This is a genomic window from Salinicola sp. CR57 (assembly GCF_003206585.1).
Classification (GTDB): domain Bacteria; phylum Pseudomonadota; class Gammaproteobacteria; order Pseudomonadales; family Halomonadaceae; genus Salinicola; species Salinicola lusitanus.
Genome location: NZ_PZJL01000006.1, coordinates 168,569 through 191,524 on the forward strand (window position 1 = coordinate 168,569; position 22,956 = coordinate 191,524).

21 protein-coding genes and 4 tRNA genes are annotated in these 22,956 nt (G+C 61.5%); 14 read left to right on the top strand and 11 right to left on the bottom strand.

Features of this window, described 5'->3' with window-relative positions:
• Positions 1-63 precede the first annotated feature (63 nt).
• Complete coding sequence (locus DOM56_RS10810) at positions 64-786, bottom strand: UDP-2,3-diacylglucosamine diphosphatase (protein ID WP_110708768.1); 723 nt, start codon at positions 784-786, stop codon at positions 64-66.
• Between the two features lie 45 nt (positions 787-831).
• On the bottom strand, positions 832-1,326 hold the full coding sequence (locus DOM56_RS10815; RefSeq protein ID WP_110708769.1) for a peptidylprolyl isomerase: 495 nt from the start codon (positions 1,324-1,326) through the stop codon (positions 832-834).
• Positions 1,327-1,509: 183 nt separating this feature from the next.
• On the opposite strand from DOM56_RS10815, the gene DOM56_RS10820 reads away from it, so the two are divergent.
• Together DOM56_RS10820 and cysS are read left to right on the top strand one after the other, a co-directional pair.
• Entirely contained in the window at positions 1,510-3,249 is a 1,740-nt protein-coding gene (locus DOM56_RS10820) for a glutamine--tRNA ligase/YqeY domain fusion protein (protein ID WP_110708770.1), read from the top strand.
• A 21-nt stretch (positions 3,250-3,270) separates the two neighbouring features.
• Positions 3,271-4,662 carry a cysteine--tRNA ligase gene (cysS, locus tag DOM56_RS10825; RefSeq protein ID WP_110709329.1) on the top strand — a complete coding sequence of 464 codons (1,392 nt, stop codon included), beginning with the start codon at positions 3,271-3,273 and terminating at the stop codon, positions 4,660-4,662.
• A gap of 70 nt (positions 4,663-4,732) precedes the next feature.
• Here the strand turns inward: cysS and mtnN are convergent, their stop codons facing one another.
• A complete protein-coding gene (mtnN, locus tag DOM56_RS10830; protein ID WP_110708771.1) occupies positions 4,733-5,437 on the bottom strand; it encodes a 5'-methylthioadenosine/S-adenosylhomocysteine nucleosidase in 705 nt (234 codons plus the stop codon).
• A 37-nt stretch (positions 5,438-5,474) separates the two neighbouring features.
• A complete protein-coding gene (gene folD / locus DOM56_RS10835; RefSeq protein ID WP_110708772.1) occupies positions 5,475-6,332 on the bottom strand; it encodes a bifunctional methylenetetrahydrofolate dehydrogenase/methenyltetrahydrofolate cyclohydrolase FolD in 858 nt (285 codons plus the stop codon).
• A gap of 245 nt (positions 6,333-6,577) precedes the next feature.
• On the opposite strand from folD, the gene DOM56_RS10840 reads away from it, so the two are divergent.
• The 10 genes from DOM56_RS10840 to DOM56_RS10885 all read left to right on the top strand — a co-directional run bounded on the left by DOM56_RS10840 (position 6,578) and on the right by DOM56_RS10885 (position 15,784).
• Positions 6,578-6,654, top strand: a tRNA-Pro gene (locus DOM56_RS10840).
• 47 nt (positions 6,655-6,701) lie between these two features.
• Positions 6,702-6,778, top strand: a tRNA-Arg gene (locus tag DOM56_RS10845).
• A gap of 45 nt (positions 6,779-6,823) precedes the next feature.
• Positions 6,824-6,898, top strand: a tRNA-His gene (locus DOM56_RS10850).
• Positions 6,899-6,922: 24 nt separating this feature from the next.
• Positions 6,923-6,997: transfer RNA gene (locus tag DOM56_RS10855), tRNA-His, on the top strand.
• 293 nt (positions 6,998-7,290) lie between these two features.
• Complete coding sequence (tig, locus tag DOM56_RS10860; RefSeq protein ID WP_110708773.1) at positions 7,291-8,646, top strand: trigger factor; 1,356 nt, start codon at positions 7,291-7,293, stop codon at positions 8,644-8,646.
• An 85-nt stretch (positions 8,647-8,731) separates the two neighbouring features.
• Entirely contained in the window at positions 8,732-9,352 is a 621-nt protein-coding gene (gene clpP / locus DOM56_RS10865; protein WP_110599345.1) for an ATP-dependent Clp endopeptidase proteolytic subunit ClpP, read from the top strand.
• Positions 9,353-9,415: 63 nt separating this feature from the next.
• Positions 9,416-10,699: an ATP-dependent Clp protease ATP-binding subunit ClpX gene (gene clpX, locus DOM56_RS10870; RefSeq protein WP_110599347.1), complete on the top strand. Its 1,284-nt coding sequence runs from the start codon at positions 9,416-9,418 to the stop codon at positions 10,697-10,699.
• Positions 10,700-10,871: 172 nt separating this feature from the next.
• Positions 10,872-13,274, top strand: coding sequence for an endopeptidase La (lon, locus tag DOM56_RS10875; protein WP_110708774.1), 2,403 nt, complete (start codon positions 10,872-10,874; stop codon positions 13,272-13,274).
• 177 nt (positions 13,275-13,451) lie between these two features.
• On the top strand, positions 13,452-13,724 hold the full coding sequence (gene hupB / locus DOM56_RS10880; protein ID WP_110599351.1) for a nucleoid-associated protein HU-beta: 273 nt from the start codon (positions 13,452-13,454) through the stop codon (positions 13,722-13,724).
• A gap of 236 nt (positions 13,725-13,960) precedes the next feature.
• Positions 13,961-15,784: a SurA N-terminal domain-containing protein gene (locus tag DOM56_RS10885; RefSeq protein ID WP_110708775.1), complete on the top strand. Its 1,824-nt coding sequence runs from the start codon at positions 13,961-13,963 to the stop codon at positions 15,782-15,784.
• A gap of 162 nt (positions 15,785-15,946) precedes the next feature.
• Here DOM56_RS10885 and DOM56_RS10890 read toward each other — a convergent pair whose 3' ends face one another.
• From DOM56_RS10890 to DOM56_RS10920, 7 genes are all read right to left on the bottom strand, one after another.
• Positions 15,947-16,198, bottom strand: coding sequence for a YkgJ family cysteine cluster protein (locus DOM56_RS10890; protein ID WP_110708776.1), 252 nt, complete (start codon positions 16,196-16,198; stop codon positions 15,947-15,949).
• A gap of 6 nt (positions 16,199-16,204) precedes the next feature.
• A complete protein-coding gene (locus tag DOM56_RS10895) occupies positions 16,205-17,059 on the bottom strand; it encodes a 6-carboxytetrahydropterin synthase (RefSeq protein ID WP_110708777.1) in 855 nt (284 codons plus the stop codon).
• Positions 17,059-17,712, bottom strand: coding sequence for a 7-carboxy-7-deazaguanine synthase (gene queE, locus DOM56_RS10900; RefSeq protein ID WP_110708778.1), 654 nt, complete (start codon positions 17,710-17,712; stop codon positions 17,059-17,061). The genes DOM56_RS10895 and queE overlap by 1 nt, the downstream gene beginning before the upstream one ends.
• A 235-nt stretch (positions 17,713-17,947) precedes the next feature.
• Complete coding sequence (gene queC / locus DOM56_RS10905; RefSeq protein ID WP_110708779.1) at positions 17,948-18,646, bottom strand: 7-cyano-7-deazaguanine synthase QueC; 699 nt, start codon at positions 18,644-18,646, stop codon at positions 17,948-17,950.
• Between the two features lie 56 nt (positions 18,647-18,702).
• Positions 18,703-19,758: an asparaginase gene (locus DOM56_RS10910; RefSeq protein WP_110708780.1), complete on the bottom strand. Its 1,056-nt coding sequence runs from the start codon at positions 19,756-19,758 to the stop codon at positions 18,703-18,705.
• 7 nt (positions 19,759-19,765) lie between these two features.
• Positions 19,766-20,389 (bottom strand): CBS domain-containing protein, encoded by a 624-nt coding sequence (locus DOM56_RS10915; RefSeq protein ID WP_110708781.1) that lies wholly within the window; start codon positions 20,387-20,389, stop codon positions 19,766-19,768.
• 68 nt (positions 20,390-20,457) lie between these two features.
• Entirely contained in the window at positions 20,458-20,958 is a 501-nt protein-coding gene (locus tag DOM56_RS10920) for a hypothetical protein (RefSeq protein ID WP_110708782.1), read from the bottom strand.
• Positions 20,959-21,189: 231 nt separating this feature from the next.
• Between DOM56_RS10920 and fliD the strand changes: the two genes are divergently transcribed.
• Together fliD and fliS are read left to right on the top strand one after the other, a co-directional pair.
• Positions 21,190-22,524: a flagellar filament capping protein FliD gene (gene fliD, locus DOM56_RS10925; RefSeq protein ID WP_110708783.1), complete on the top strand. Its 1,335-nt coding sequence runs from the start codon at positions 21,190-21,192 to the stop codon at positions 22,522-22,524.
• 15 nt (positions 22,525-22,539) lie between these two features.
• Complete coding sequence (gene fliS, locus DOM56_RS10930; protein WP_110708784.1) at positions 22,540-22,953, top strand: flagellar export chaperone FliS; 414 nt, start codon at positions 22,540-22,542, stop codon at positions 22,951-22,953.
• Positions 22,954-22,956: the final 3 nt, after the last annotated feature.

A 22,956-nucleotide genomic window follows, 5' to 3' on the forward strand; every position in this document is an offset into this window, starting at 1 on the left:
GGTGCGGGGAGGTCGGTGAGTCACCGGTAAGGGGTAAGCCCCTCGGTGACTCGCCGGGCACGATCAGATCGGGAACGACTCCAGTGTCAATCCGTCGTCGTCCACTCTCAGCTGCCAGCCCGTGCCAGGGCGCCAGTCGCCGATCACATAACGTTTCGCCGGCTCCCCACCGACGTTCAGTTCGTGCACGGCCGGTCGGTGAGTGTGACCATGGATCATGACGCTCACGTCATGGGCCTGCATCGTCTCGATGACGGCTTCGGGGGTGACATCCATGATGTCCTCGGCCTTGTTGGTGTTGGCTTCGCCGGACTGTTCCCGAAGTTTCCTTGCCAGCGCCATGCGCTCATCCACCGGCATCGCCAGGATCTGTGCCTGCCAGGCGGGGTCGCGAGCCTGGCGTCGGAAAGCCATGTAAGCCTCGTCGCGAGTACACAGGCTATCGCCGTGCATCAGCAGGACCCGCTGTCCGCCCAGTTCCACCACCGTGGGGTCGTCGAGCAGGGCGCAGCCGCTATCGGCGGCAAACGCCTCGCCGATCAGAAAGTCCCGGTTGCCGTGCATGAAAGCCAGCCGGGTACCGGCTTCGGCGCATGCCTTCAACTCGGCGATGATCCGCTGCTCGAACTCGCCCCGGTAGTCGTCGCCGATCCAGGCCTCGAACAGGTCGCCCAGAATGGTCAGCGACGAGGCCTGTCGGACCGGCCCGCGCAGGTAGTCGATGAAACCCTTGGCGATGTCCGGCTGCGAGGGTTGAAGATGGAGATCGGCGATCAGCAGTTGCATGCGGGGAGTGGTTCCTGTCGGTGGTCGGCCCGTGAGGGGAGTAGATCAATCCGTGACTTCGGCACGTTCGATGATGACATCCTCGACGGGGACATCACTGTGCATGCCACGCCGTCCGGTCGCCACCTGGCGGATCTCGTCGACTACCTCCATGCCGTCGACCACGCGACCGAATACGCAGTAGCCCCAGCCCTGCACGCTCTTGTCGCGATGGTTGAGGAAGTCGTTGTCGGAGACGTTGACGAAGAACTGGGCGCTGGCGGAGTGGGGGTCCTGGGTGCGCGCCATGGCGACGGTGCCTTTCTGGTTGGTGAGACCATTGTCGGCTTCGTTCTCGATCGTGGTGCGCGTCGGCTTCTGCTCGAAATCGGTGTCGAAGCCGCCGCCCTGGACCATGAACCCATCGATCACGCGGTGAAAGAGGGTTCCGTCGTAATGGCCGTCGCGAACGTACTGCTCGAAATTGGCGGCGGTTTTCGGGGCTTTCTCGAAGTCGAGTTCGAGCTTGATGGCGCCGTGATTGGTGTGCAAAACGATCATCGGAAATCCTGGGTGATTCTGGCTGTCGTGAGACGGCAGGCGGCTTGGCGCCGGCCGCGGGCGTCGCGCTATAATAGCGGCTTTGGGTCGCCGGGAGAAACCGCTGTCCGCGCGTGTTAACCTGCGGTCATCAGGGCCGCATCGTCGGCCGATCATCCGAATCATAGAGGTTGCCTGCATTCCATGAGCGTCGAAAGCAACACGAGCGCCGAAAGTCCCAACGATCGTTCCGAAGCCCAGTCCGGTGCCGAGACCCAGCAAGGGGCGCCGAATTTCCTGCGTAACCAGATTCGCGACGAGCTCGAGTCGGGGCAGGCGACGACGATCGTGACCCGCTTTCCGCCGGAGCCGAATGGGTTCCTGCACATCGGCCATGCCAAGTCGATCTGGGTCAACTTCGGCCTGGCGGAGCAGTTCGGTGGGCGCTGCCATCTTCGCTTCGACGATACCAACCCGGCCAAGGAAGAGCAGGCCTACATCGACGCGATCCAGGAAGACATCCGCTGGCTTGGCTACGAATGGAGCGGCTCGGTGCGCTTCGCCTCCGACTATTTCGACCAGCTCTATGCCTGGGCACAGCATCTGGTCCGTGAGGGCAAGGCGTACGTCGACGACCTCTCCCCGGAGGAGATTCGCGAATACCGGGGGACGCTGACCGAGCCTGGCCGGCCGAGCCCCTATCGGGAGCGCGGTGTCGAGGAAAATCTGGATCTGCTGGAGCGCATGCGGCTGGGCGAGTTCGCCGAGGGCAGCAAGGTGCTGCGGGCCAGGATCGACATGGCAGCGCCGAATATCAATCTGCGCGACCCGATCCTCTACCGCATCCGTCATGCAACACACCATCAGACCGGCGATGCCTGGAAGATCTATCCTTCCTATGATTTCGCCCATGGCCAGTCCGATGCCATCGAAGGCATCACTCACTCGCTGTGCACGCTGGAGTTCGAGGATCACCGCCCGCTCTACGAGTGGTTCCTGGGGCAGTTGCCGGTCCCCTCCAGGCCGCGCCAGACCGAGTTCGCGCGGATGAACGTCAATTACACGGTCACCTCCAAGCGCAAGCTCAAGCTGCTGGTCGACCGGGATGTGGTCGATGGCTGGGACGACCCGCGCATGCCGACGATCTCCGGACTTCGCCGTCGCGGTTACACGCCGGCGTCGCTGCGCAAGTTCTGCGACATGACCGGGGTCAGCCGAGCCGCCAACGTGGTCGATATCGCGATGCTCCATTTCGCCATCCGCTCGGATCTCGAGGACAACGCGCCGCGGGCGATGTGCGTGCTCGATCCGCTCAAGGTGGTGTTGACCAACCTTCCCGCGGACCACGGCGAGGTGTTCGAGGTGCCGGGGCACCCGGCGCGGGAGGACATGGGCACCCGCCGGCTGCCGCTGACCCGCGAGATCTGGATCGATCGCGAAGACTTCATGGAGGAACCGCCGAAGAAGTTCTTCCGTCTGGCACCCGAGAAGGAAGTTCGCCTGCGCAATGGCTACGTCATTCGTTGTGACGAGGTGATCAAGAACGATGAGGGCGAGATCGTCGCGCTCCACTGTAGTGTCGACTTCGACACGCTGGGCAAGAATCCGGAAGGGCGCAAGGTCAAGGGCGTCATCCACTGGGTCAGCGCCGAGCATGGCGTACCGGTGGAGGTCAGGCTTTACGACAACCTGTTCCTCGAGGAGGCGCCGGACCGGGACAAGGATGCCGATTTCCTCGATCACCTGAACCCGGACTCGCTGGTCACGGTGCAGGGCATCGCCGAGCCCTCGCTGGCGAATGCCGAACCGGAAGCGCGCTACCAGTTCGAGCGGGTCGGTTACTTCTGCGCCGATCGTCACGCCTGTCGCGATGGCAAGCTGGTATTCAATCGCACCGTGGGGCTCAAGGACAGCTGGGCCAAGATTCAGAAGAAGCAGGGCTGAAGGAACGAGAACATGAGCGCGCTGGAGATCTACAACACGCTGACGCGCCGCAAGGCGAAACTCGATCCGATCGAGCCCGGCAAGGTGCGAATGTACGTCTGCGGGATGACGGTCTACGACTATTGCCACCTGGGTCATGCCCGGGTGATGGTGGCGTTCGACGTGATCACGCGCTGGCTGCGCCAGACCGGCCTGGACGTGACGTACGTTCGCAACATCACCGACATCGACGACAAGATTCTCCAACGCGCGGAGGAGAACGGCGAGTCGATTTCGGCGCTGACCGAGCGCATGATCGCGGCCATGCACGAGGATGAGGCGCGGCTGGGGGTTCTGCGGCCGGATGCGGAGCCTCGCGCCACAGGGCATATCCCGGAGATCGTGGCGATGATCGAGCGCCTGATCGAAGGCGGCTATGCCTACGCGGCCGCCAACGGCGACGTCTATTACCGTGTTCGCCGCTTTGCCGACTATGGCAAGCTCAATAACCGCAATCTCGATGATATGCGTGCGGGTGCCCGTGTCGACGTCGACGAACACAAGGAGGATCCGCTCGACTTCGTGCTCTGGAAGGCGGCCAAGCCGAGCGAGGCAAGTTGGCCCTCGCCTTGGGGCGAAGGCCGACCAGGCTGGCATATCGAGTGCTCGGCGATGTCGACCTGCTGCCTGGGAGAGACCTTCGATATTCATGGCGGCGGCCCGGATCTGACCTTCCCGCATCACGAGAACGAGATCGCCCAGAGCGAGGCGGCCACCGGCAAGCCCTACGTCAATGTGTGGATGCACGCCGGCGCGGTACGGGTCAATCAGGAGAAGATGTCCAAGTCGCTGGGCAATTTCTTCACGATTCGCGAGGTGCTGGAAGTTCACGATCCGGAAGTGGTGCGCTACCTGCTGGTGGCGAGTCACTATCGCAGTCCGATCAACTATGCGCCGGAGTCCCTGAGCGAAGCCCGCAAGTCGCTCGAGCGTTTCTATCATGCCCTGGACGGCGTCGAGACGGCTCACGGCGACGTCGAGGGCATCTATGCCGAGCGCTTCTCGGCGGCGATGAGCGACGACTTCAATACGCCTGAAGCCCTGTCGGTGCTGTTCGACCTGGCGCGGGAGATCAATCGGCTACGAGACACCGATCCGGCTCACGCCAGTGCGCTCGGCCAGGAGCTCAAGCGGCTGGCGAATCTGCTGGGCTTGCTCGAGCGTGCGCCCGCCGATTTCTTCAAGGCCGGTGCTACCGAGCTGCCGCTGAGCGAGGCCGAGATCGAATCCCGAATCGAGGCGCGAGCGATGGCCAAGAGTCAGCGGGATTTCGCCGAAGCCGACCGAATTCGCGACGAACTGGCCGCGCTAGGCGTCGTGCTGAAGGACTCCCGCGAAGGGACGCGCTGGAGTTTCGAAGCGCCGCCGGCCTGAGCCGATGCTGTCCTGAGACGACGAACCCCGCCAATTGGCGGGGTTCGTCGTTAGGGCACTCGGCTCGGTCTCAGGCGTTGGCCAGGCGGGCGATGATCGCTTCGACCATTTCGGCGGAGTGAGTCGCGGCTTGTTCCAGGAAGGCGTCGAACGAGAGGCTGGACTCCTTGCCGGCGATATCCGATAGCGCCCTGATGACCACGAACGGGCAACCGAACAGGTGACACGTCTGGGCAATGGCGGCGGCTTCCATCTCCACGGCCAGCATCTGGGGGAAGTGCTCGCGCACGGCATCGACGCGCGCCGAGTCGGCCATGAAGCTGTCGCCGGTGCAGATCAACCCCTCGTGGACGCGCAGGGCACCGAGTGTCTCCATGCAGGCACGGGCAGTGTCGATCAATCCCGGATCGGCGCTGAAGCCGGCGGGCATCCCCGGAACCTGGCCCATCTCGTAGCCGAATGCCGTGACGTCGACGTCATGGTGGCGCACCTCGCTGGAGATGACCACGTCGCCGACTTCCATCGCCGCACCGAAGCCGCCCGCGGAACCGGTATTGATGATGGCGTCCGGGCGGTAGTGGGTCATCAGTTGGGTTGCGCCTACTGTGGCGTTGACCTTGCCGATCCCGGACTGTAGCAGCACGATCCGAAGACCGTGACGCTCGCCGCAATGGAAGATGCCGCCAGGATGATGTTCGGTGCGGGGGTTGTCCAGGCGGGAGGCGAGCAGGGCCACTTCCTGTTCCATGGCGCCGATGATACCGAGAGTCTGCATGGGATGATCCATTGTCCTGATGGGAGCGGTCGATGATTCACTGTGCATCATGGAGTTCGGCGGCCTGCAGGGTGTTCTGCAGCAGCGTGGCGACGGTCATTGGGCCGACGCCGCCGGGTACCGGCGTGATCCAGCTGGCGCGTTCGGCGGCGGTATCGAAATCAACGTCTCCGATCAGCGTGCCATCCTGCTGGCGGTTGATGCCCACGTCGATGACGATCGCCCCCGGCTTGATCCAGTTGCCATCGATCAAGCCGGGCTTGCCAGTGGCGACCACCAGCAGGTCGGCTTGTCTGACCTTCTCCTCGAGCCCTTGGGTGAAGCGATGGCAGATCGTGGTGGTGCAGCCGGCGAGCAGTAGCTCGAGCGCCATGGGTCGACCGACGATGTTGGAGGCACCGACGATGGTGGCGTCCAGTCCTCGCAGCGGGATTCGGTTCTGCTCCAGCAGGGTGATGATGCCCTTGGGGGTGCAGGGGCGCAGCAACGGAAGTCGCTGTGCCAGGCGCCCGAGGTTGTAAGGGTGGAACCCGTCGACATCCTTGTCCGGACGAATGCGCTCAAGCAGGGGGTTGGCGTCGAGATGGGCTGGCAGTGGTAATTGCAGCAGAATGCCATCGACGGTCGGGTCGGCGTTCAGCCGGTCGATCAGCGCTTCCAGCTCCCGTTGGGTCGTGGTGGTCTCGAGCCGATGGCTGAAGGAGAGGATGCCGGCGTTCTCGCAGGCCCGGTGCTTATGGCTGACGTAGACCTCCGATGCCGGGTCGTGACCGATCAGAATGACGGCCAGCCCCGGGCGGCGCAGCCCTTGTTGGGTACGATGTTCCACGTCGGCTTTTACCTGACTGCGAATTGCGCCGGCAATGGCTTTGCCATCGATCAACTGAGCGGTCATCGACTTTCCTTTCTGAGTCCTGAAGGCCGGCGGGTCGCCGGAGGAGGTGGGCAATTTTCGCATGCCCAGCGATGCAGTCAACGCACGGTGACGGGTAAGTGGGATTCGGGTCCGACGGTGACTTCCTCGCTGGCTGACGAATCGGGCCTGAGTGCACGTAAAGGCTTGACCCCGCTGAAAGGATCCGTAGAATACGCAGCGCATCGAAGGGCTCGTAGAGTCATCGGACACGAAAAACGCGGCATCGGGGTATAGCGCAGTCTGGTAGCGCGCCTGCTTTGGGAGCAGGATGTCGGGGGTTCAAATCCCTCTACCCCGACCAAGCTTGTCGTCTTCGTGTGTCGATGGAAATGCAGCCGGTATTGGAATGCGCCTATAGCTCAACCGGATAGAGCAACGGCCTTCTAAGCCGTAGGTTGCAGGTTCGAGTCCTGCTGGGCGCGCCACTCAACACGGCGTGACGCGTTCCCGGTCGATGCAGAGTCGGTATGGTGGGTGTAGCTCAGTGGTAGAGCCCCGGATTGTGGCTCCGGTGGTCGTGGGTTCGATCCCCATCATCCACCCCATTACCGATCAAGCTTCTAGAAATGGTGGGTGTAGCTCAGTGGTAGAGCCCCGGATTGTGGCTCCGGTGGTCGTGGGTTCGATCCCCATCATCCACCCCATTTCTTCCCTTCTTTGTCTATTTCCTCTCTTGGCTTTTCTTTCCGGCTGTCGACTGCAGCGTGCGGCCAGGCGTCGTCGATCGATGGCTCGGATGCATCGGGAATGCTCCTAAAGTCGATTTTTGCCGCATCAAGCTTGTATTTTGCCCCGATCGGTACCATTTACCGCGCTAGTCAGCTTGCCAGTAGGCATGGGGGTTCTTAAAATCGCCCCCTTGCTTTGAAATGACAGTTTTGAAGTCACAGTCTTTGAGTTGCATTCACAGAACGCCCCCGTCGGTAGAGGATCATCTATGCAAGTTTCCGTTGAGACGACATCCCAGATCGAACGTCGCATCACTGTTCAGGTTCCCGCAGCCGAGGTCGATGAAGCGGTTGCGACTCGCCTGCAAGACACCGCCAAGCGCGTTCGTCTGAATGGCTTTCGTCAAGGGAAGATCCCGATGGCGGTCGTGCGCCAGCGTTATGGCAAGGATGTCCGCAATGAGGTCGTCAGTGAGCTGATGCGTCAGCACTACGTGCGGGCAATCACCGAGCAGAGCCTGAACCCGGCCGGCTACCCCTCGATCGAGCCGAAGGTCGATCAGACGGGCAAGGACCTGGAGTTCGTCGCCACGCTCGAAGTCTATCCGGAAATCGAGCTCAGCGGCATCGATGGCACCACCATCGAGCGTCCGCAGGCGGAGATCGCCGATGCCGATATCGACACGATGATCGAGACCCTGCGCGGACAGCGGGCCGAGTTCCAGCCGGTCGAACGCGCAGCGGAAGAGGGTGACAAGGTCAAGATCGACTTCCAGGGCTTCCTCGGCGATGAGCCGTTCGAGGGCGGTTCCGCCGAAGGGCACGAGCTCGAGCTGGGGTCCAATCGCTTCATTCCGGGCTTCGAGGAGCAGTTGGTCGGCGCCAAGGCCGGTGACGAGAAGAGCATCAACGTGACCTTCCCCGAGGACTACCAGGCCGAGCACCTGGCGGGTCAGGAGGCGACCTTCAAGGTCAAGGTTCATGAAGTCTCTGCCAAGGCGCTGCCGGAAGTTGATGCCGACTTCATCAAGGAGTTCGGCGTGGAAGACGGCGATGCCGATAAGTTCCGGGCCGAGGTCAAGGGCAACATGGAGCGCGAAGTCCGCCAGGCGGCCCGTAACCGGGTCAAGCAGCAGGCTCTCGATGCGCTGCAGAAAGCCAACGACGTCACGGTCCCGCAGTCGCTGATCCAGCAGGAGACCGACGGGCTCAAGCGTCAAGCCGCCCAGCAGTTCGGCCTCGGTGAAGACTTCGACGTCAGCCAGTTGCCGAACGAGCTGTTCGCCGAGCAGGCTCGCACCCGTGTCAAGATCGGCCTGCTGCTGGCGGAAGTCATCAAGCAGCACGAGCTCGATGCCAGCGATGACGAAATTCGTGCCCGTGCCGAGGAGCTGGCAACCCAGTACCAGCAGCCGGAGCAGGTCGTCGACCAGTACATGCAGAACGATGAGCTGAAGGGACAGGTCAAGTCTGCCGTGCTGGAAGACAAGGCCGTTGACAAGCTTCTCGAGCAGGCTCAGGTTAACGACGTCAGCATGAGCTACGAGCAAGTGCTGCAGGCCGCCCAGCAGTCCGAGGAAGCGGCCGAAGAGGACGAAGCCGAGGAAAGCGATTCCAAAGCATGACGGGTGCTTGGTAAGCGAGACGACCCGGTTCCGGCCGGGTCGCTAGTCGATGGGCCTGACAATCACCAGATGTAAGGAAATCGCGATGCGTAACGAGTTCGACATCAGTAATGCCGGTGGCCTGGTCCCGATGGTGGTGGAGCAGAGTGCGCGCGGCGAGCGGTCATACGACATCTATTCTCGTCTGCTCAAAGAGCGTGTCATCTTCCTGGTTGGCCAGGTCGAGGACTACATGGCCAACCTGGTCGTGGCGCAACTGCTGTTCCTGGAGTCCGAGAATCCGGACAAGGACATCCACCTCTATATTAACTCGCCGGGCGGCTCGGTGACCGCAGGCATGTCCATCTACGACACCATGCAGTTCATCAAGCCTGATGTCTCCACGGTCTGTATCGGCCAGGCGGCGAGCATGGGTGCGCTGCTGCTTGCCGGCGGCGCCAAATCCAAGCGCTTCTGTCTGCCGCATTCGCGGATGATGATTCACCAGCCGCTTGGGGGATATCAGGGCCAGGCTGCGGATATCGAGATCCACACCCGGGAAATCCTGACCATTCGCCAGAAGCTGAACCGCATTCTGGCCGAGCACACTGGGCAGGATATCGACAAGATTGCTCAGGACACCGATCGGGACAACTTCATGGATGGCGAACAGGCCGTTGAATATGGCCTGATCGACGCCATGCTGGATAAGCGTCCGGTATCCTGATAGCGTTTGAGTCAAGGTTTCACACGGCGGCGCACTGCGCCGCCGTCCTGACGAGGTACACGAATGGCCGACGGTAAAGGCAAAGACGACAACGGCAAGCTGCTCTACTGCTCGTTCTGCGGCAAGAACCAGAACGAGGTTCGCAAGCTTATCGCCGGGCCGTCCGTCTATATCTGTGACGAGTGTGTCGATCTCTGCAACGACATCATTCGCGAAGAGGTTCTGGAAGCCGACGCCGAGAGCGATGAAGACCGTCTTCCCGTACCTCGAGAGATCCGTAACACGCTCGACGACTATGTAATTGGCCAGGATCGCGCCAAGATGGTGCTGTCGGTGGCCGTCTACAACCATTACAAGCGCCTGCGCAGTACTGGTGGCAAGAGCGACAGCATCGAGCTTGGCAAGTCCAATATCCTGCTGATCGGCCCGACCGGTAGCGGCAAGACGCTGCTGGCGGAGACGCTGGCGCGCCTGCTCAACGTGCCGTTCACGATTGCGGACGCCACCACGCTGACGGAAGCCGGCTACGTCGGTGAGGATGTCGAGAACATCATCCAGAAGCTCTTGCAGAAGTGCGACTACGATGTCGAGAAGGCTCAGCGCGGCATCGTCTATATCGACGAGATCGACAAGATCTCCCGCAAGTCGGACAACCCGTCGATTACTCGCGACGTCTCCGGCGAAGGTGTCCAGCAGGCCCTGCTCAAGCTTATCGAGGGCACGACGGCCTCCGTGCCGCCGCAAGGGGGGCGCAAGCATCCCCAGCAGGAGTTCCTGCAGGTCGACACTGGCAACATCCTATTCATCGTCGGCGGTGCCTTCGCCGGCCTGGACAAGGTGATCCGCGACCGCGCCGAGAAGGGCGGGATCGGCTTCAACGCCTCCGTCAAGAGCAAGGAAAGCAACAAGGGGGTTGGCGATATTCTCGCCGACGTCGAACCGGAAGATCTCGTCAAGTTCGGCTTGATCCCCGAGTTCGTCGGGCGCCTGCCGGTCATCGCGACGTTGACGGAGCTGACCGAGGACGCGCTGGTCCAGATCCTGATCGAGCCCAAGAACTCGTTGGTCAAGCAGTACGCCCACCTGTTCGAAATGGAAGGTGTCGAGCTGGACTTTCGAGAGGATGCGTTGCGAGCGGTGGCCCACAAGGCCATGGAGCGCAAGACGGGCGCGCGCGGTCTACGGTCGATTCTGGAATCCGTGCTGCTCGAGACCATGTACGACGTGCCGTCGCTCGACGGCGTGACCAAGGTCGTGATCGACGGCTCCGTCATTTCCGGCGACAGCGAGCCGTTGCTGATCTACTCGAAGCAGGAAGAGAGCCGCGTCGCCAACAAGGACGGGTGATCGAATCCGCGTTGTTATCTGCCTAGACGAGGGGGCCTGACGGGCCCCCTCGCTTTTATGGCTATCGCCCGCGTCGATCACTCTTGCATCTGAGCGGTGGTGCCCCCACGTATCTTCCCTATTGCCGCTCTGGTGGCTCACCCATCCGAAAGTTTGTCGAGGAAATGCTGTAATGGCGCAGAGCTCTGACCAGACACTCAAGCTTCCGCTCTTGCCGCTGCGTGACGTGGTGGTCTATCCGCAGATGGTCATCCCATTGTTCGTGGGGCGTGAAAAGTCCATCCGCGCGCTGGAGACGGCGATGGAGCACGACAAGCGCGTTTTGCTCGTCGCGCAGCGCGAGGCTGCCCACGATGATCCCGGCGTCGAGGATCTGTTCGGTATCGGTACGGTCGCCGATATCATGCAGTTGCTGAAGCTGCCCGATGGTACCGTCAAGGTTCTCATCGAAGGGAGCTTTCGAGCCGATATCCAAGAGGTCCTGGAGGATGAGGATGGCTTCATCAGCGCACAGGCGGTTGCGCGGGACAGTGAACCGCTGAGCGAACGCGAGCAGGAGTCGCTGGTTCGCGTACTGCTCAATCAGTTCGAGCAGTACGTCAAGCTGTCCAAGAAGGTGCCGAGCGAAGTCTTGTCCTCGCTGCAGGAGATCGAGGATCCCAGCCGACTGGTCGACACCATCTGTGCGCATCTGTCGTTGAAGATCGATGACAAGCAGGAACTGCTCGAAATGGATCGCGTGCGTGATCGGGTCGAACACCTGATGGCGTTGATCGAGTCGGAGATCGACCTGCTCCAGGTCGAGAAGCGCATCCGGTCGCGGGTCAAGGACCAGATGGAGAAATCCCAGCGCGAGTACTATCTCAACGAGCAGATGAAGGCCATCCAGAAAGAGATGGGCGAGCTCGAGAACGTTCCCAACGAAGCGGAGAAGTACGAGCAGCGCATCCAGGAAGCCGGCATGCCGCAGGAGGCCGTCGACAAGGCCACGCAGGAACTCGGCAAGCTCAAGATGATGTCGCCGACGTCGGCGGAGGCGACCGTCGTGCGCTCCTATCTGGACTGGGTGCTGTCCGTGCCCTGGAAAAAACGCACACGCGTCAAGCACGACCTGGCTCACGCGGTCAAAGTCCTGGACGAAGATCACCACGGACTGGAAGAGGTCAAAGAGCGAATTCTGGAATATCTCGCCGTGCAGAAGCGGGTCAAGAAGCTCAAGGGGCCGGTGCTCTGTCTAGTCGGGCCGCCTGGCGTGGGCAAGACCTCGCTGGGACAATCCATCGCGCGCGCCACCAACCGGCGTTACGTCCGGCTGGCCCTTGGCGGCGTGCGTGACGAATCCGAGATTCGCGGCCACCGCCGGACCTACATCGGCTCGCTGCCGGGCAAGCTGATACAGCGGATGAGCAAGGCCGGGGTGCGAAACCCGCTGTTTCTGCTCGACGAGGTCGACAAGATTGGCATGGATCATCGAGGAGATCCCTCCTCGGCACTGCTCGAAGTCCTCGATCCCGAGCAGAACGACAAGTTCAGCGATCACTATCTCGAACTCGATTACGACCTGTCGGACGTGATGTTCATCTGTACCGCCAATTCGATGAACATCCCCGGGCCGCTGCTCGACCGCATGGAAGTGATTCGGCTACCGGGCTATACCGAGGACGAGAAGCTGGCCATCGCCAAGCGTTACCTGGTTCCGAAGCAGCTCAAGGCCAACGGCCTCAAGGAGGAAGAGCTTGCGTTCAGTGATGAGTCCATCCTCGAGCTGGTGCGCTACTATTCTCGCGAGGCCGGGGTGCGCGAACTCGAGCGCCAGATAGCCAAGGTCAGCCGCAAGGTTCTGCGTGAGCGCCTCGAGGCCGGGAAAGGTCAGGGGGCCCAGGCGGGGTTGGTGCTGTCGGCGGACGATATCGAGCGTTACGCCGGCGTGCGTCGGTACAGCTATGGCCTGGCCGATCAGGAGCATCAGATCGGGCGGGTCACCGGCCTGGCGTGGACTTCGGTCGGTGGCGAATTGCTGTATATCGAATCCGTGGTGACGCCTGGCAAGGGCCGCGTCAACAAGACCGGTTCGTTGGGCGACGTCATGAAGGAGTCGGTCAGCGCGGCCCACACCGTGGTGCGGGCCAGGGCCAGCCAGTTCGGCATCGATCCGGAGCGCTTCGAGAAAGAGGACCTGCATATCCACGTTCCCGAGGGAGCGACGCCCAAGGATGGCCCCAGTGCCGGTATCGGCATGGTGACCGCCATGGTGTCCGCCTACACCGGGCGCCCGGTACGATGTGACGTTGCCATGACAGGCGAGGTCAACCTGCGTGGCGAGGTCATGCCGATCGGCGGGTTAAAGGAGAAATTGCTGGCTGCCCGGCGCGGTGGTATAAAGATCGTACTCATACCGGAGGATAATCGTCGGGACCTGAAAGAGGTGCCCGAGAATATCAAGAATGCATTGGACATTCGCTCGGTGAAGTGGATTGATGACGTGTTGTCAACGGCATTGACGAACCATGTCGACGATGATGAAAAACTTGTCGAAGATGTAACTTCTTCGCAAACCAATGTCAGCACACATTGATCTTGTCGATAAGCAAATTTCGTGCGCCAAGCCCGATATGACGCGGTTTTTCTAAGGATCTCGATTGACAGGGTAATCTTGGCATTGCTATAAAATGCCCACTTGTTGTGATCGTGACCGCGTCTCTGATTGCGCATCGATGTCCTGTTAATTTCGTATACAGTCAAGGGGTGAAGTGTGAATAAATCCGAGCTGATTGAAGCCATTGCTGCGTCTGCCGATATTCCCAAGGCCGCTGCTACTCGTGCACTCGACGCGATGATCGAGTCCGTATCAGACAGCCTGAAGAAAGGCGACTCCGTAGCACTGGTTGGGTTCGGGACTTTTGCGGTCAAGGAACGTGCTGCGCGTACTGGCCGTAACCCGCAGACTGGCAAGCCGATCAACATCAGTGCTGCCAAAGTGCCGAGCTTCAAGGCTGGCAAGGCACTTAAAGACGCGGTGAACTGAGTTTCGCTCTGTCGCGGGCTGGCGTCTCGCTAAACGCCAAAAGGCCAAGGCGGTTCGGCCGATGAAAGCCCGTCGCACATAAGCGCATCGCCTCAGCGGTGCGCTTTTTTATTGCCTGCTGCAATGAATAAGCTGACGCAGGTGCCGTCGCCAGTGATCCGCCCCCGGGTGCGTCTCGGTGGCATGGCGGTGTACGATACGGGCGCAACTTTGGGTCAACGACATGCGAGGACAGCATGCTGCAACGAATTCGTGAGGGTTCTCAGGGGTGGGTGGCGAAAGTCATCGTGGGGGCCATCATCGTCACTTTTGCGCTTTTCGGCGCGGAGTCTCTGGTCAGTTACTTTTCTGCCGGGAGCAACGATGCGGCGACTGTAAACGGTGAGTCCATCAGCCGCCAGGCCGTCGAAACGCAGGTTCAGCGAGGCATCCGTTCGGGCCAGGTTCCAGCTAGCCAGGAGCGCCAGTTCCGAAGCCAGGTGCTCGATCAGCTGATTCAGCAACGCACTCTGGATCAGTACGCCAGCGAGGGCGGGTTGCACATCTCCGACAGCCAGTTGGATCAGCTGATCGTCTCGCTACCTGAATTCCAGGATCAGAATGGTCGCTTCTCTGACGAGCTGTTCACCAATCGTCTGGCCCAGGCCGGCTACACGCCCTCGTCCTTCCGTCGCGAGCTCCGAGCCGATACTCTGCGGCGCCAGGTCCAGCAGGGGCTTGCGGCTTCCACTTTCCTGCTGCCGTCCGAAAAGACGCGGCTGGCATCGCTGCAGCATCAGCAGCGGACATTCCGCTACGCGCAGTTGTCAGCGGCGGACCTTGAGCAACCCGTGGCCCCCAGTGATGCCGATCTTCAGCAGTATTACGACCAGCATCAACAGGACTATCGCCGTCCCGAGCAGGTCAAGGTCAACTATATCGTTCTGAATCAGGAGGATGTGGCCAAGGACATCGAGGTCAGCGACGACCAGTTGCGCCAGGCCTACGAGCAGGCGCGAGCCGAAGCTCCGCGCGAGGTGTCTCACATCCTGGTGACTTTCGGTGACGATCGTACGGAAGCGCAGGCGCGGGAGCGGCTGGCCGAGGTCCAGTCCAAGCTGGCGCAGGGCGCAAATTTCGCCGATCTCGCGCGGGAGTATTCCGATGACTCTTCCTCGGCCAATAACGGCGGGGATCTCGGGGCGATTCAGAAAGGGTTCTTCGGCGAGAGTTTCGATGACGCCGCGTTCTCACTGGATCCGGGGCAGGTGTCACAGATCGTCCAGACGCAGTACGGCCTGCACCTCATCAAGGTGACAGGGATCGATATCCCTTCATTCGAGGATGATCGCGAAGCCCTCGTTCAGCAGGTCAAGCTCGAACAGTCCCAGTCGCTCTTCAATGAGCGGGCGCAGAAGATGACCGATGATGTCTATCAGGCGGAAGATCTCTCCAGCGTCGCCGACGAGCTTGGACTGAAGGTGATGACCAGCGACTGGTTCTCTCGGGACGCGGGTGGCGAAGGGGTGCTCTCCAATCCGGATGTCGCCGCAGCGGCGTTCTCTCCGGATGTGCTGGAGGACGGCTACAACAGCGACGTGATCGAGACCGACAACCAGCAGCGGGTTGCGCTTCGTGTCGTCGATCACCGTGAAGCCAGCACGTTGCCGCTCGACGACGTTCGGGCCCAGGTGGAAAGCGCGGTCAAGGCGCAGCAGACTCGGCAGCGGTTGCAGGAGCTCGCGGCCGCAACCCTGGCGTCGCTGCGCAGCGGCCAGGCGGCAGCGGATATCGATTGGCAGCAGGCCGATGGTGTCACCCGGGATGCCGACGGCTTGCCGGACGCCGTGCTCCAGGAGGCCTTCCGTCTTCCTCATCCCGAGGATGGCAAGACGGTCTGGGGACACGCCGACAGCCAGGATGGCGTTGCCATCGTCGGGGTCGAGTCAGTGCAGCCGGGCGATGCGGACTCCGGTGACGCAGACTTTGCGACACGCCTGGCGCAACGCCTGCAGGCCCAAATCGTCATTCAGGGGCTGACCCAGACACTGCAGGACGAGGCGGAAATCGAGCGTAACTGATACTCCCGCTAGCCAGGCGTACTGTTTCGCCTGGCTCTTGCCGAACCCTCTCTGGCCTGACGGTGCTGCGCCGTCAGCCGGGAGGGTTTTATCGTTAGTAAGAATGGTTGATGAGGAGCCGGTCGCTCCGAGCATCAGCGGTGGTCACCAAGGGTGTGCGACTTAGCGAGTGGCATGCTCCCACTCGGTGAGAATGCGTAGCGCCTGTTCGCGGTCATCGCTGCACAGCTCCCGGTCGTACTCGAAGCGTCGGCAGACGGCGGGGCGACTTGCGTCCCCGAATAGTTGGCATAGATTGTCGTCGTCGAGTTGGACGCAGCGAACGCCGGCGGGCTTACCCTCCGGCATGCCGGGAATGGGGGTGGTGATCGATGGTGCGATGCAGCACGCACCGCAGCCGGCTCTGCAACTCATGCCTTGCTAGCCCGTCGCACTGGTGCCGCGGCTCTCGGCGAGCGCACCCTTGTCGATTCCCTCGAATGCCTGCACCCGGATGTGAGCGCCGGTGGACGATGCAATCTGTTCGGCTAGCCAGGCCGCGATGTTTTCGACGGTGGTGGGCGCGGGCAGTGTGTGGCAGCGCTCTTTCGGCAGGTGCAGCTGAAACTTTCCCTGGTCCGATCGATAGCGGACTCGCATGATGTCATCACCGCGGCGGGGCTCGATGATATCGGCATTGTCGACGAGATAGCCGTTATCCAGGCGCTGCGCCCAATACATCTCGAGTTCGGAATCGCGTCGGCCATCCCGCCAGATTCGCAGATGAGAACGATGGCCGTGAGCGATGCGCTGACAGTTGCCCTTGTGGTGCTTGAGGCCATGGCTGTAACGATAGATCGCGCCATCGGCCAGCTCTTCGCGAAGACGAATTCGGATCGCTTCGACTCTAGGTGGCGGTCGTTTGCTGAGTTCGGCGCTGAGATGCGCGCCCAGGCGCTCCGAGGTGATCTCTCCCCACGGGAATAGGGTGAAGCCTTGGCGAGGCGCCCGGAGCTCCAGGGGGAAGGGGAGTTCAGCCGCCAGGTGGAGACCTTCGCTGCACTCCTCGATCTTGACGCCGGCTGCCTGGGTCGGCACGAGTAACGTATGATCCAGGCCCGCATCGAGGCGCGACTTGATCCACGGTTTGACCTCGCCGAAGTCGAACAGCATGCCGTCTTCCCCCAGCTCGCCGTCGAGTTCCACGTCAACGTGCCAGCTGGCGCCGCTCAGTCCGCGTTGGGGGGACCAGATCGATGCGTCGATATTGGTCAGGTTGTTCACGAACAGGGTCATCAATCGATTCCTGCGATCTTGTGGGTCTGCAGCGAGAGACGCCATTGCGGGTGCTGAAGGCAATATTCGACGGTTGCTGCCATCGGGTCGCCATCGCTGATGATGGCACCTGGCGTAAGATCCATCGGCTGCAGGAAAAAATGGGTGAAATCGAGTCCGGCGAAATTCGCCGGATCGACGCCCACCTGGGGGTAGACGAGCTTGAGCTCGTGACCCCGGGTCAGGCTTAGTGTCGTATCGCTTTTCGGGCTGACGCAGATCCAGTCGATACCCGCGGGCGCCGACAGGGTGCCGTTGGTCTCGACGGCGACCTCGAATCCCTGCGCATGCATGGCATCGATCAGCGCCTCGTCCAGTTGTAGCAGAGGTTCGCCACCTGTGAAGACAACGTAGCGAGAGACGTTGGCCTGATCGGGCGCCTGCCAGAGTGCCGTCAGATGGGCAGCCAGAGCGGCGGCGTCGAGAAACTGGCCGCCATTCTGACCATCGGTTCCAACGAAGTCGGTATCGCAGAAGGTGCATCGACTTCTCGCGCGGTCACGCTCTCGGCCGGACCAGAGATTGCAGCCGGTGAAGCGACAGAAAACGCTGGCGCGACCGGCTTGGGCGCCTTCTCCCTGCAAGGTATAGAAGGCTTCTTTGACGCTGTACATGCAAACTTCCGTGCTAGGTTCATGCGGGCTGGCCGTCGGGCCGGCCCCGCTAGGGCTTGGCGGGTCGGGACGTGCTGCGACGACGGTAGACTGCACGGATTTTGTACCGCAAGCCGGCGGGCGAGGGCAGAATAAGGCAAAACGGCGAAAACGCGGAATTCACGCGGTGTGAATGGGCCTTCTGTTCCGGCTTCCAGCGCGAGATCGCCGAGCGCGAGCGGTTCCCGTGCCACCATTAGTGCCGGTCGGGCAGTGCGTAGGGGATCGGATCCTCCATCCCGACACGGGCGAAGGCGTCGATTCGCTCCCGGCAACTGCCGCACTCGCCACAGGCGATTTCTCCGCCCAGGTAACAGGTCCAGGTTCGAGCGTAGTCGAGTCCCATCTCGATCCCGTCGCTGAGAATGCTTGCCTTGTCGCTATGGAGATATGGCGCTTCGATTCTGACCGATTCGAAGTTGGCGATGGCGGCAACGTCGTTCATGCGGTCGACGAACGCCGGTCGGCAGTCAGGGTACAGAACATGATCACCACCATGTGCGCCGTAGAAACAGACGGCGGCTTCGATATTGACCGCGTAACCGATCGCCAGCGATAGCAGGATCATGTTGCGGTTGGGTACCACGGTATCGGCCAGGTTGTCTTCGGCGTAATCCGCCTTGGGCAGCGCGCGACTGCTATCCGTCAGTGCCGAATTACCGATCAGCTGATGGATGGCGCGGATGTCGACGACCCGATGAGACACGCCCAGGTCCTCGCATACGCGGCGGGCCACGTCGAGTTCACGGGCATGGCGCTGGCCGTAGTCGAATGACAGAGCATGGACCGTGTACCCTTCGCGGATGGCGCGATGCAGAACGGTGTAGGAGTCCATCCCACCGGAGTATATGACCACGGCCGGCTCGGATGGGGAGTGAGAAGTCGAGGGTGTCATGCTTTCAACCTGTGGCAGGGCGATCTGTCTGGTATGGGATTTGGCGCTATCCGAGGCTATGTCGCGAAGGCGCCTCGTTCGCCGACGAGGGGCGTCAGGAAACGCTGCTTGAGTTCCTCCGGTGACAATGCCTGGGCCAGCAGATGGGCGAGTTTACTGTGAGCGGCTTCCGGCGTCATGTCATCGCCGGACAGGATGCCGATCTCCGTCAGTGTCCGACCCGTGGCATAGACGTCGAGATTCACCCCTCCGACCGGGCATTGACTGATGGCGACCATGGTCTTGCCCGCCGAGGCGGCGCGAGCCAGGACGCCAAGCAGTTCGGCGTCTTCCGGTAGATTGCCACTTCCCCAGCACTCGATGACGACACCCTTGATCTGGTCGTCGTCCAACCACCTGACTACTTCCCTGGCGCGGATGCCCGGCCACAGAAGCAGGCGCACGACGTCGGGAAGCGGCGTGGCGGCTAACTCGAATTGCGGTGCTCCTCGGCTTTGCCAGCAGCGGGATGGGTAGAGGACAGGGGCGTGATCCACCATCTCGCCGAGTAGCGGCCAGTTCGGCGTCTCGAATCCGAGACTGGACGCAGTATACCATTTCCGCGCACGGCACCCCCTCATCAGGCGACCGCCGAAGCTGACACAGACTTCTCTCAACGTGCTCTCCGTGGCAAACCGCAGCGCTGCCTCGAGGTTGTCGAGGGCGTCGCTATCGGCGGCTTCCAGCGGTTTTTGCGCCCCCGTCACGATGACCGGCTTGGACAGGCCCTGGAGTCGAAAAGCCAGGCTGGTCGCGCACCAGGCGAGGGTGTCGGTTCCATGCAGCACCACGAACCCCGCGAACTCCCGGTAGCGCTCGGCGATCATGTTCGCCAGTGCTACCCAGTCGGCGGGCGTGGCGCTGCTGGAGTCGATCGGGCTGGCCGCTTCCCATAGCACATGGCGCGGCAGCCTTCGCTGCCTGTCGGGTGGCAACGTCGCCAGCGCCGCCGCCATGCGGGACTCGAAGTCGCCCGCGGCCACCAGGCCCCGGGCGCTTTCCTGCATGCCGATGGTTCCGCCGGTGTAGATGACCAGGATCGGAAGAGCATGGTTGTCGGTCGCGGAATTCATGAGGCGTCTAGAGGTCGTGGCCAAGGATGACGTGGCAGATCGCGGAGAAGGTGCGAGCCTCCGGCGGATGGTTGAAATCCACCCCCAGCGCACGGCTGATATTGGATGCCGAGATGATGCCGCGAATTCTCGAAGCGCCGCTGCCATCAGGTTCGGTGATGAGCACGTGCTGGTCACCCGATGTCTTCAGCGTCTCCACCAGGTCACCCACGCTGGCGTGAGAGATTCGAGAGTAGGAGAGCGAGTGCAGTTCGCTGCGCGGCGTCTGGATCATCTCTGCGGTCACTTCGTCACGGCCGATCTGGTGTTTCTGCATCGCCAGCGTGATACGGCGGCCACCGATCAACTCCCGGGCATTGATCACGCCGGTGAAGTTGCCGCTGGCGTTGACCAGCATCAGCAGTCGGACGCCGGCCTGCTTCATCGTTTCCAGCGCCTGGGAGATGGAGCTCCCGGTCGGCAGGGTATAGGGATGACTGACGCTGAAATCCGTGACTAGCATGGCGGCGGAGCTTTCCAGCGTCACCGACTGGGTCTGGGTCACAGGCTGGACGATACCGCTGACGCCATCCAGGTTTTCCAGCGGCAGTGCGGAAAAATGGACTTTTGAAGGGTGGAGAGGATTGGCCATGGAGAGTTCTCCCTCGGTCGATTGAGGCTCATTGTTGATCAAGCTCGGGTCGAGCCTGACTGAAACCGTTACAGGTACTGGTGCAGATCGCCGCGCACGCTATCGAGGAACGTGATGAAGCGCGTATCCCTCTCGTCGTCGTGACGGTCGGTGCGGCAACCCAGTTTCATGCTTTTCTGGACCAGGAGCTCGTCATAGATATCCAGCGTGATCTTTATCGGGCTCTCCTTGGAAGGTGTGATATCCCCCTCCTCCAGCGTGAACGTCTCGAACAGCGTGGCCCTGATGCGGGTGGTCCCGCCTTCCGCCAGCACGCGCCGCACGAACAGCCAGCCTTCGCAGGCGAGATTCTCGCCGCTGTCACGCCGTCGCTGGAACAGGGCTCGATAGCTGGCGCCTTCCTTGGCAGCACGATCCGCCATGCTGCGATAGGCTTCGGTGACCCGTGACGCCATGGCGCCGGTCTCCGCTAGCTTGCGCAGGGCTGCCTGGTGCTCGCGCCCCAGCTGTTCCTGGCGCTGAAAGCGTTGCCACAATCGATAATCGGCATGTAGGGAGTTCGCGTCCATGTCTTCTCCAAAGAGTGGCAAATTGTCGGTGGCCTATGATCGCCTATCCAGTGGTCGTCTGGCCACCCAAGGTGTGCTGCCTTCCCGAACGGGAGGAAAAAGAAGATCAGTCGGCGCTAAAGTTCCCCTGCCCGCAGCCGATGAGAAAATTGACGCGTGAAAGTGCGCCTAATCGGCGTCTGCCGTTGCGATCGGCGTGTTACAAATGGCGTCAAGGCTTAGAGAGGTTACATGGCTACCATATCGTCACTGGGGATCGGTTCCGGGCTGGACCTGAGCGGGCTGCTCGATGACCTGAAAAAAGCAGAGAGCGAGAAGCTTACGCCGATCGTCACCCAGCAGAAAAGCTACCAGACCAAACTGTCGGCTTTCGGAGCGCTCGAGAGTTCGCTCACGGCGCTGCGTGACGCCGTCGGCAAGTTGAATGATCCGAAGACCTTCACCGCGGTCACCAGCTCGATGACTGGCGATGGCGTGACTGCCAACATCAGCGGTGATGCCGTCTCAGGGCGTTATCAGGTCAATGTTTCACAATTGGCCCAGGCTCAATCCCTGGCGTCGGGCGGCTTGACCACGGACAAGACCGAGGCGCTCGGCAAGTCCGGCACATTGGGAATCAGTGTCGGGGGAAACGACTCGGTCGACATCTCCATCGGTAGTGACGACTCGCTGGAAGATATTCGGGATGCCATCAACAAGGCCGATACCGGTGCCACAGCATCGGTCGTGTTCAACGGCTCCCAGTATCAGTTGACGCTCACGTCCGCGGAGACGGGAACCCAGTCAGCGATCCAGGTGACCGACAACGACGACCTCTTCGGGTTCAGCGAGACGGTTCCGGCGCAGGATGCCAAACTCGAAGTCAATGGGATCTCGATCACTAGCCAATCCAATACTGTCGAAGGGGCCCTCGAGGGCGTCACTTTCAACCTGACATCGACGACGGAGAGCGCGCAGACGCTCAGCGTTTCCAAGGACACCGAGTCGATGACGAAGGCGGTCCAGGCCTTTGTCGACGCTTACAATAGTTTCCAAGGCACCGCCGATACTCTCACCTCCTACGATTCGGACTCCGACACGGCTGGCGTGCTACTGGGCAATTCGACCATGCGCAGCATCGAGTCGCGCCTTCGTGGCGTTGTCAGCTACGGCGGTGGTGGTGGCGAATTCTCGATGTTGTCGGATCTCGGGATCGAACGCCAGTTGGATGGCACGCTGAAGGTCGATGACGACAAGCTCGCCGACGTCATGACCAACAACAGTGAAGCTGTCAGCCAGTTTTTCGCAGGTGTCGATGGCGAGGGTGGCTTCGCTGCCAGCATCGACGACACCATGGGGACGATTCTGGATGACGATGGGCTGCTGAAGATTGCCACCGACGGCATCGATACCTCGCTCGAGCGCCTGAGCGATCGGTATACGCGGATGCAGACGTCCATCGATGCAACGGTCGCTCGTTATCGCTCCCAGTTCGCTAGCCTCGATTCACTGGTGTCCCAGATGAATTCCACCAGTGATTACTTGACCCAGCAGTTCAATGCCCTGAACGCCCAGCTCAAACAGTAATAGGTCGCAACGATGATGAATTCCCGACAGGGTGCCGGCGCTTACGCCAGAGTTGGCGTCGAATCGGCGGTGATGTCCGCAGATCCCCATCAACTGATCGTCATGCTGTTCGATGGGGCGCAGGCAGCCATCAACAGTGCCCGGCTGCACATGCAGGACGGCAACCGCTCGGCCAAGGGGCTGGCCATCTCCAAGGCGATCGATATCGTCAACAACGGTTTGGCAGCCGCTCTGGATCACGAGCGTGGCGGTGAGATCGCCGCGAACCTCGCGCAGCTGTACGATTATGTCGCTCGGCAACTGGTGCAGGCCAATTTGCGTGACGACGTGGCCCAACTGGACCGGGCGGCATCGCTGCTCGACAATATTGGATCCGGCTGGCGCGAGCTTCGGCATTCGCCCGCCACACCGTCGTTGGCAGGAGTGTGATCG

Bases quoted from the DNA above. Each gene is read 5' to 3' on its own strand.
- DOM56_RS10810 (WP_110708768.1), bottom strand. From the start codon at position 786: ATGCAACTGCTGATCGCCGATCTCCATCTTCAACCCTCGCAGCCGGAC.
- DOM56_RS10815 (WP_110708769.1), bottom strand. From the start codon at position 1,326: ATGATCGTTTTGCACACCAATCACGGCGCCATCAAGCTCGAACTCGAC.
- DOM56_RS10820 (WP_110708770.1), top strand. From the start codon at position 1,510: ATGAGCGTCGAAAGCAACACGAGCGCCGAAAGTCCCAACGATCGTTCC.
- mtnN (WP_110708771.1), bottom strand. From the start codon at position 5,437: ATGCAGACTCTCGGTATCATCGGCGCCATGGAACAGGAAGTGGCCCTG.
- folD (WP_110708772.1), bottom strand. From the start codon at position 6,332: ATGACCGCTCAGTTGATCGATGGCAAAGCCATTGCCGGCGCAATTCGC.
- tig (WP_110708773.1), top strand. From the start codon at position 7,291: ATGCAAGTTTCCGTTGAGACGACATCCCAGATCGAACGTCGCATCACT.
- clpP (WP_110599345.1), top strand. From the start codon at position 8,732: ATGCGTAACGAGTTCGACATCAGTAATGCCGGTGGCCTGGTCCCGATG.
- clpX (WP_110599347.1), top strand. From the start codon at position 9,416: ATGGCCGACGGTAAAGGCAAAGACGACAACGGCAAGCTGCTCTACTGC.
- lon (WP_110708774.1), top strand. From the start codon at position 10,872: ATGGCGCAGAGCTCTGACCAGACACTCAAGCTTCCGCTCTTGCCGCTG.
- DOM56_RS10885 (WP_110708775.1), top strand. From the start codon at position 13,961: ATGCTGCAACGAATTCGTGAGGGTTCTCAGGGGTGGGTGGCGAAAGTC.
- DOM56_RS10890 (WP_110708776.1), bottom strand. From the start codon at position 16,198: ATGAGTTGCAGAGCCGGCTGCGGTGCGTGCTGCATCGCACCATCGATC.
- DOM56_RS10895 (WP_110708777.1), bottom strand. From the start codon at position 17,059: ATGACCCTGTTCGTGAACAACCTGACCAATATCGACGCATCGATCTGG.
- queE (WP_110708778.1), bottom strand. From the start codon at position 17,712: ATGTACAGCGTCAAAGAAGCCTTCTATACCTTGCAGGGAGAAGGCGCC.
- queC (WP_110708779.1), bottom strand. From the start codon at position 18,646: ATGACACCCTCGACTTCTCACTCCCCATCCGAGCCGGCCGTGGTCATA.
- DOM56_RS10910 (WP_110708780.1), bottom strand. From the start codon at position 19,758: ATGAATTCCGCGACCGACAACCATGCTCTTCCGATCCTGGTCATCTAC.
- DOM56_RS10915 (WP_110708781.1), bottom strand. From the start codon at position 20,389: ATGGCCAATCCTCTCCACCCTTCAAAAGTCCATTTTTCCGCACTGCCG.
- DOM56_RS10920 (WP_110708782.1), bottom strand. From the start codon at position 20,958: ATGGACGCGAACTCCCTACATGCCGATTATCGATTGTGGCAACGCTTT.
- fliD (WP_110708783.1), top strand. From the start codon at position 21,190: ATGGCTACCATATCGTCACTGGGGATCGGTTCCGGGCTGGACCTGAGC.
- fliS (WP_110708784.1), top strand. From the start codon at position 22,540: ATGAATTCCCGACAGGGTGCCGGCGCTTACGCCAGAGTTGGCGTCGAA.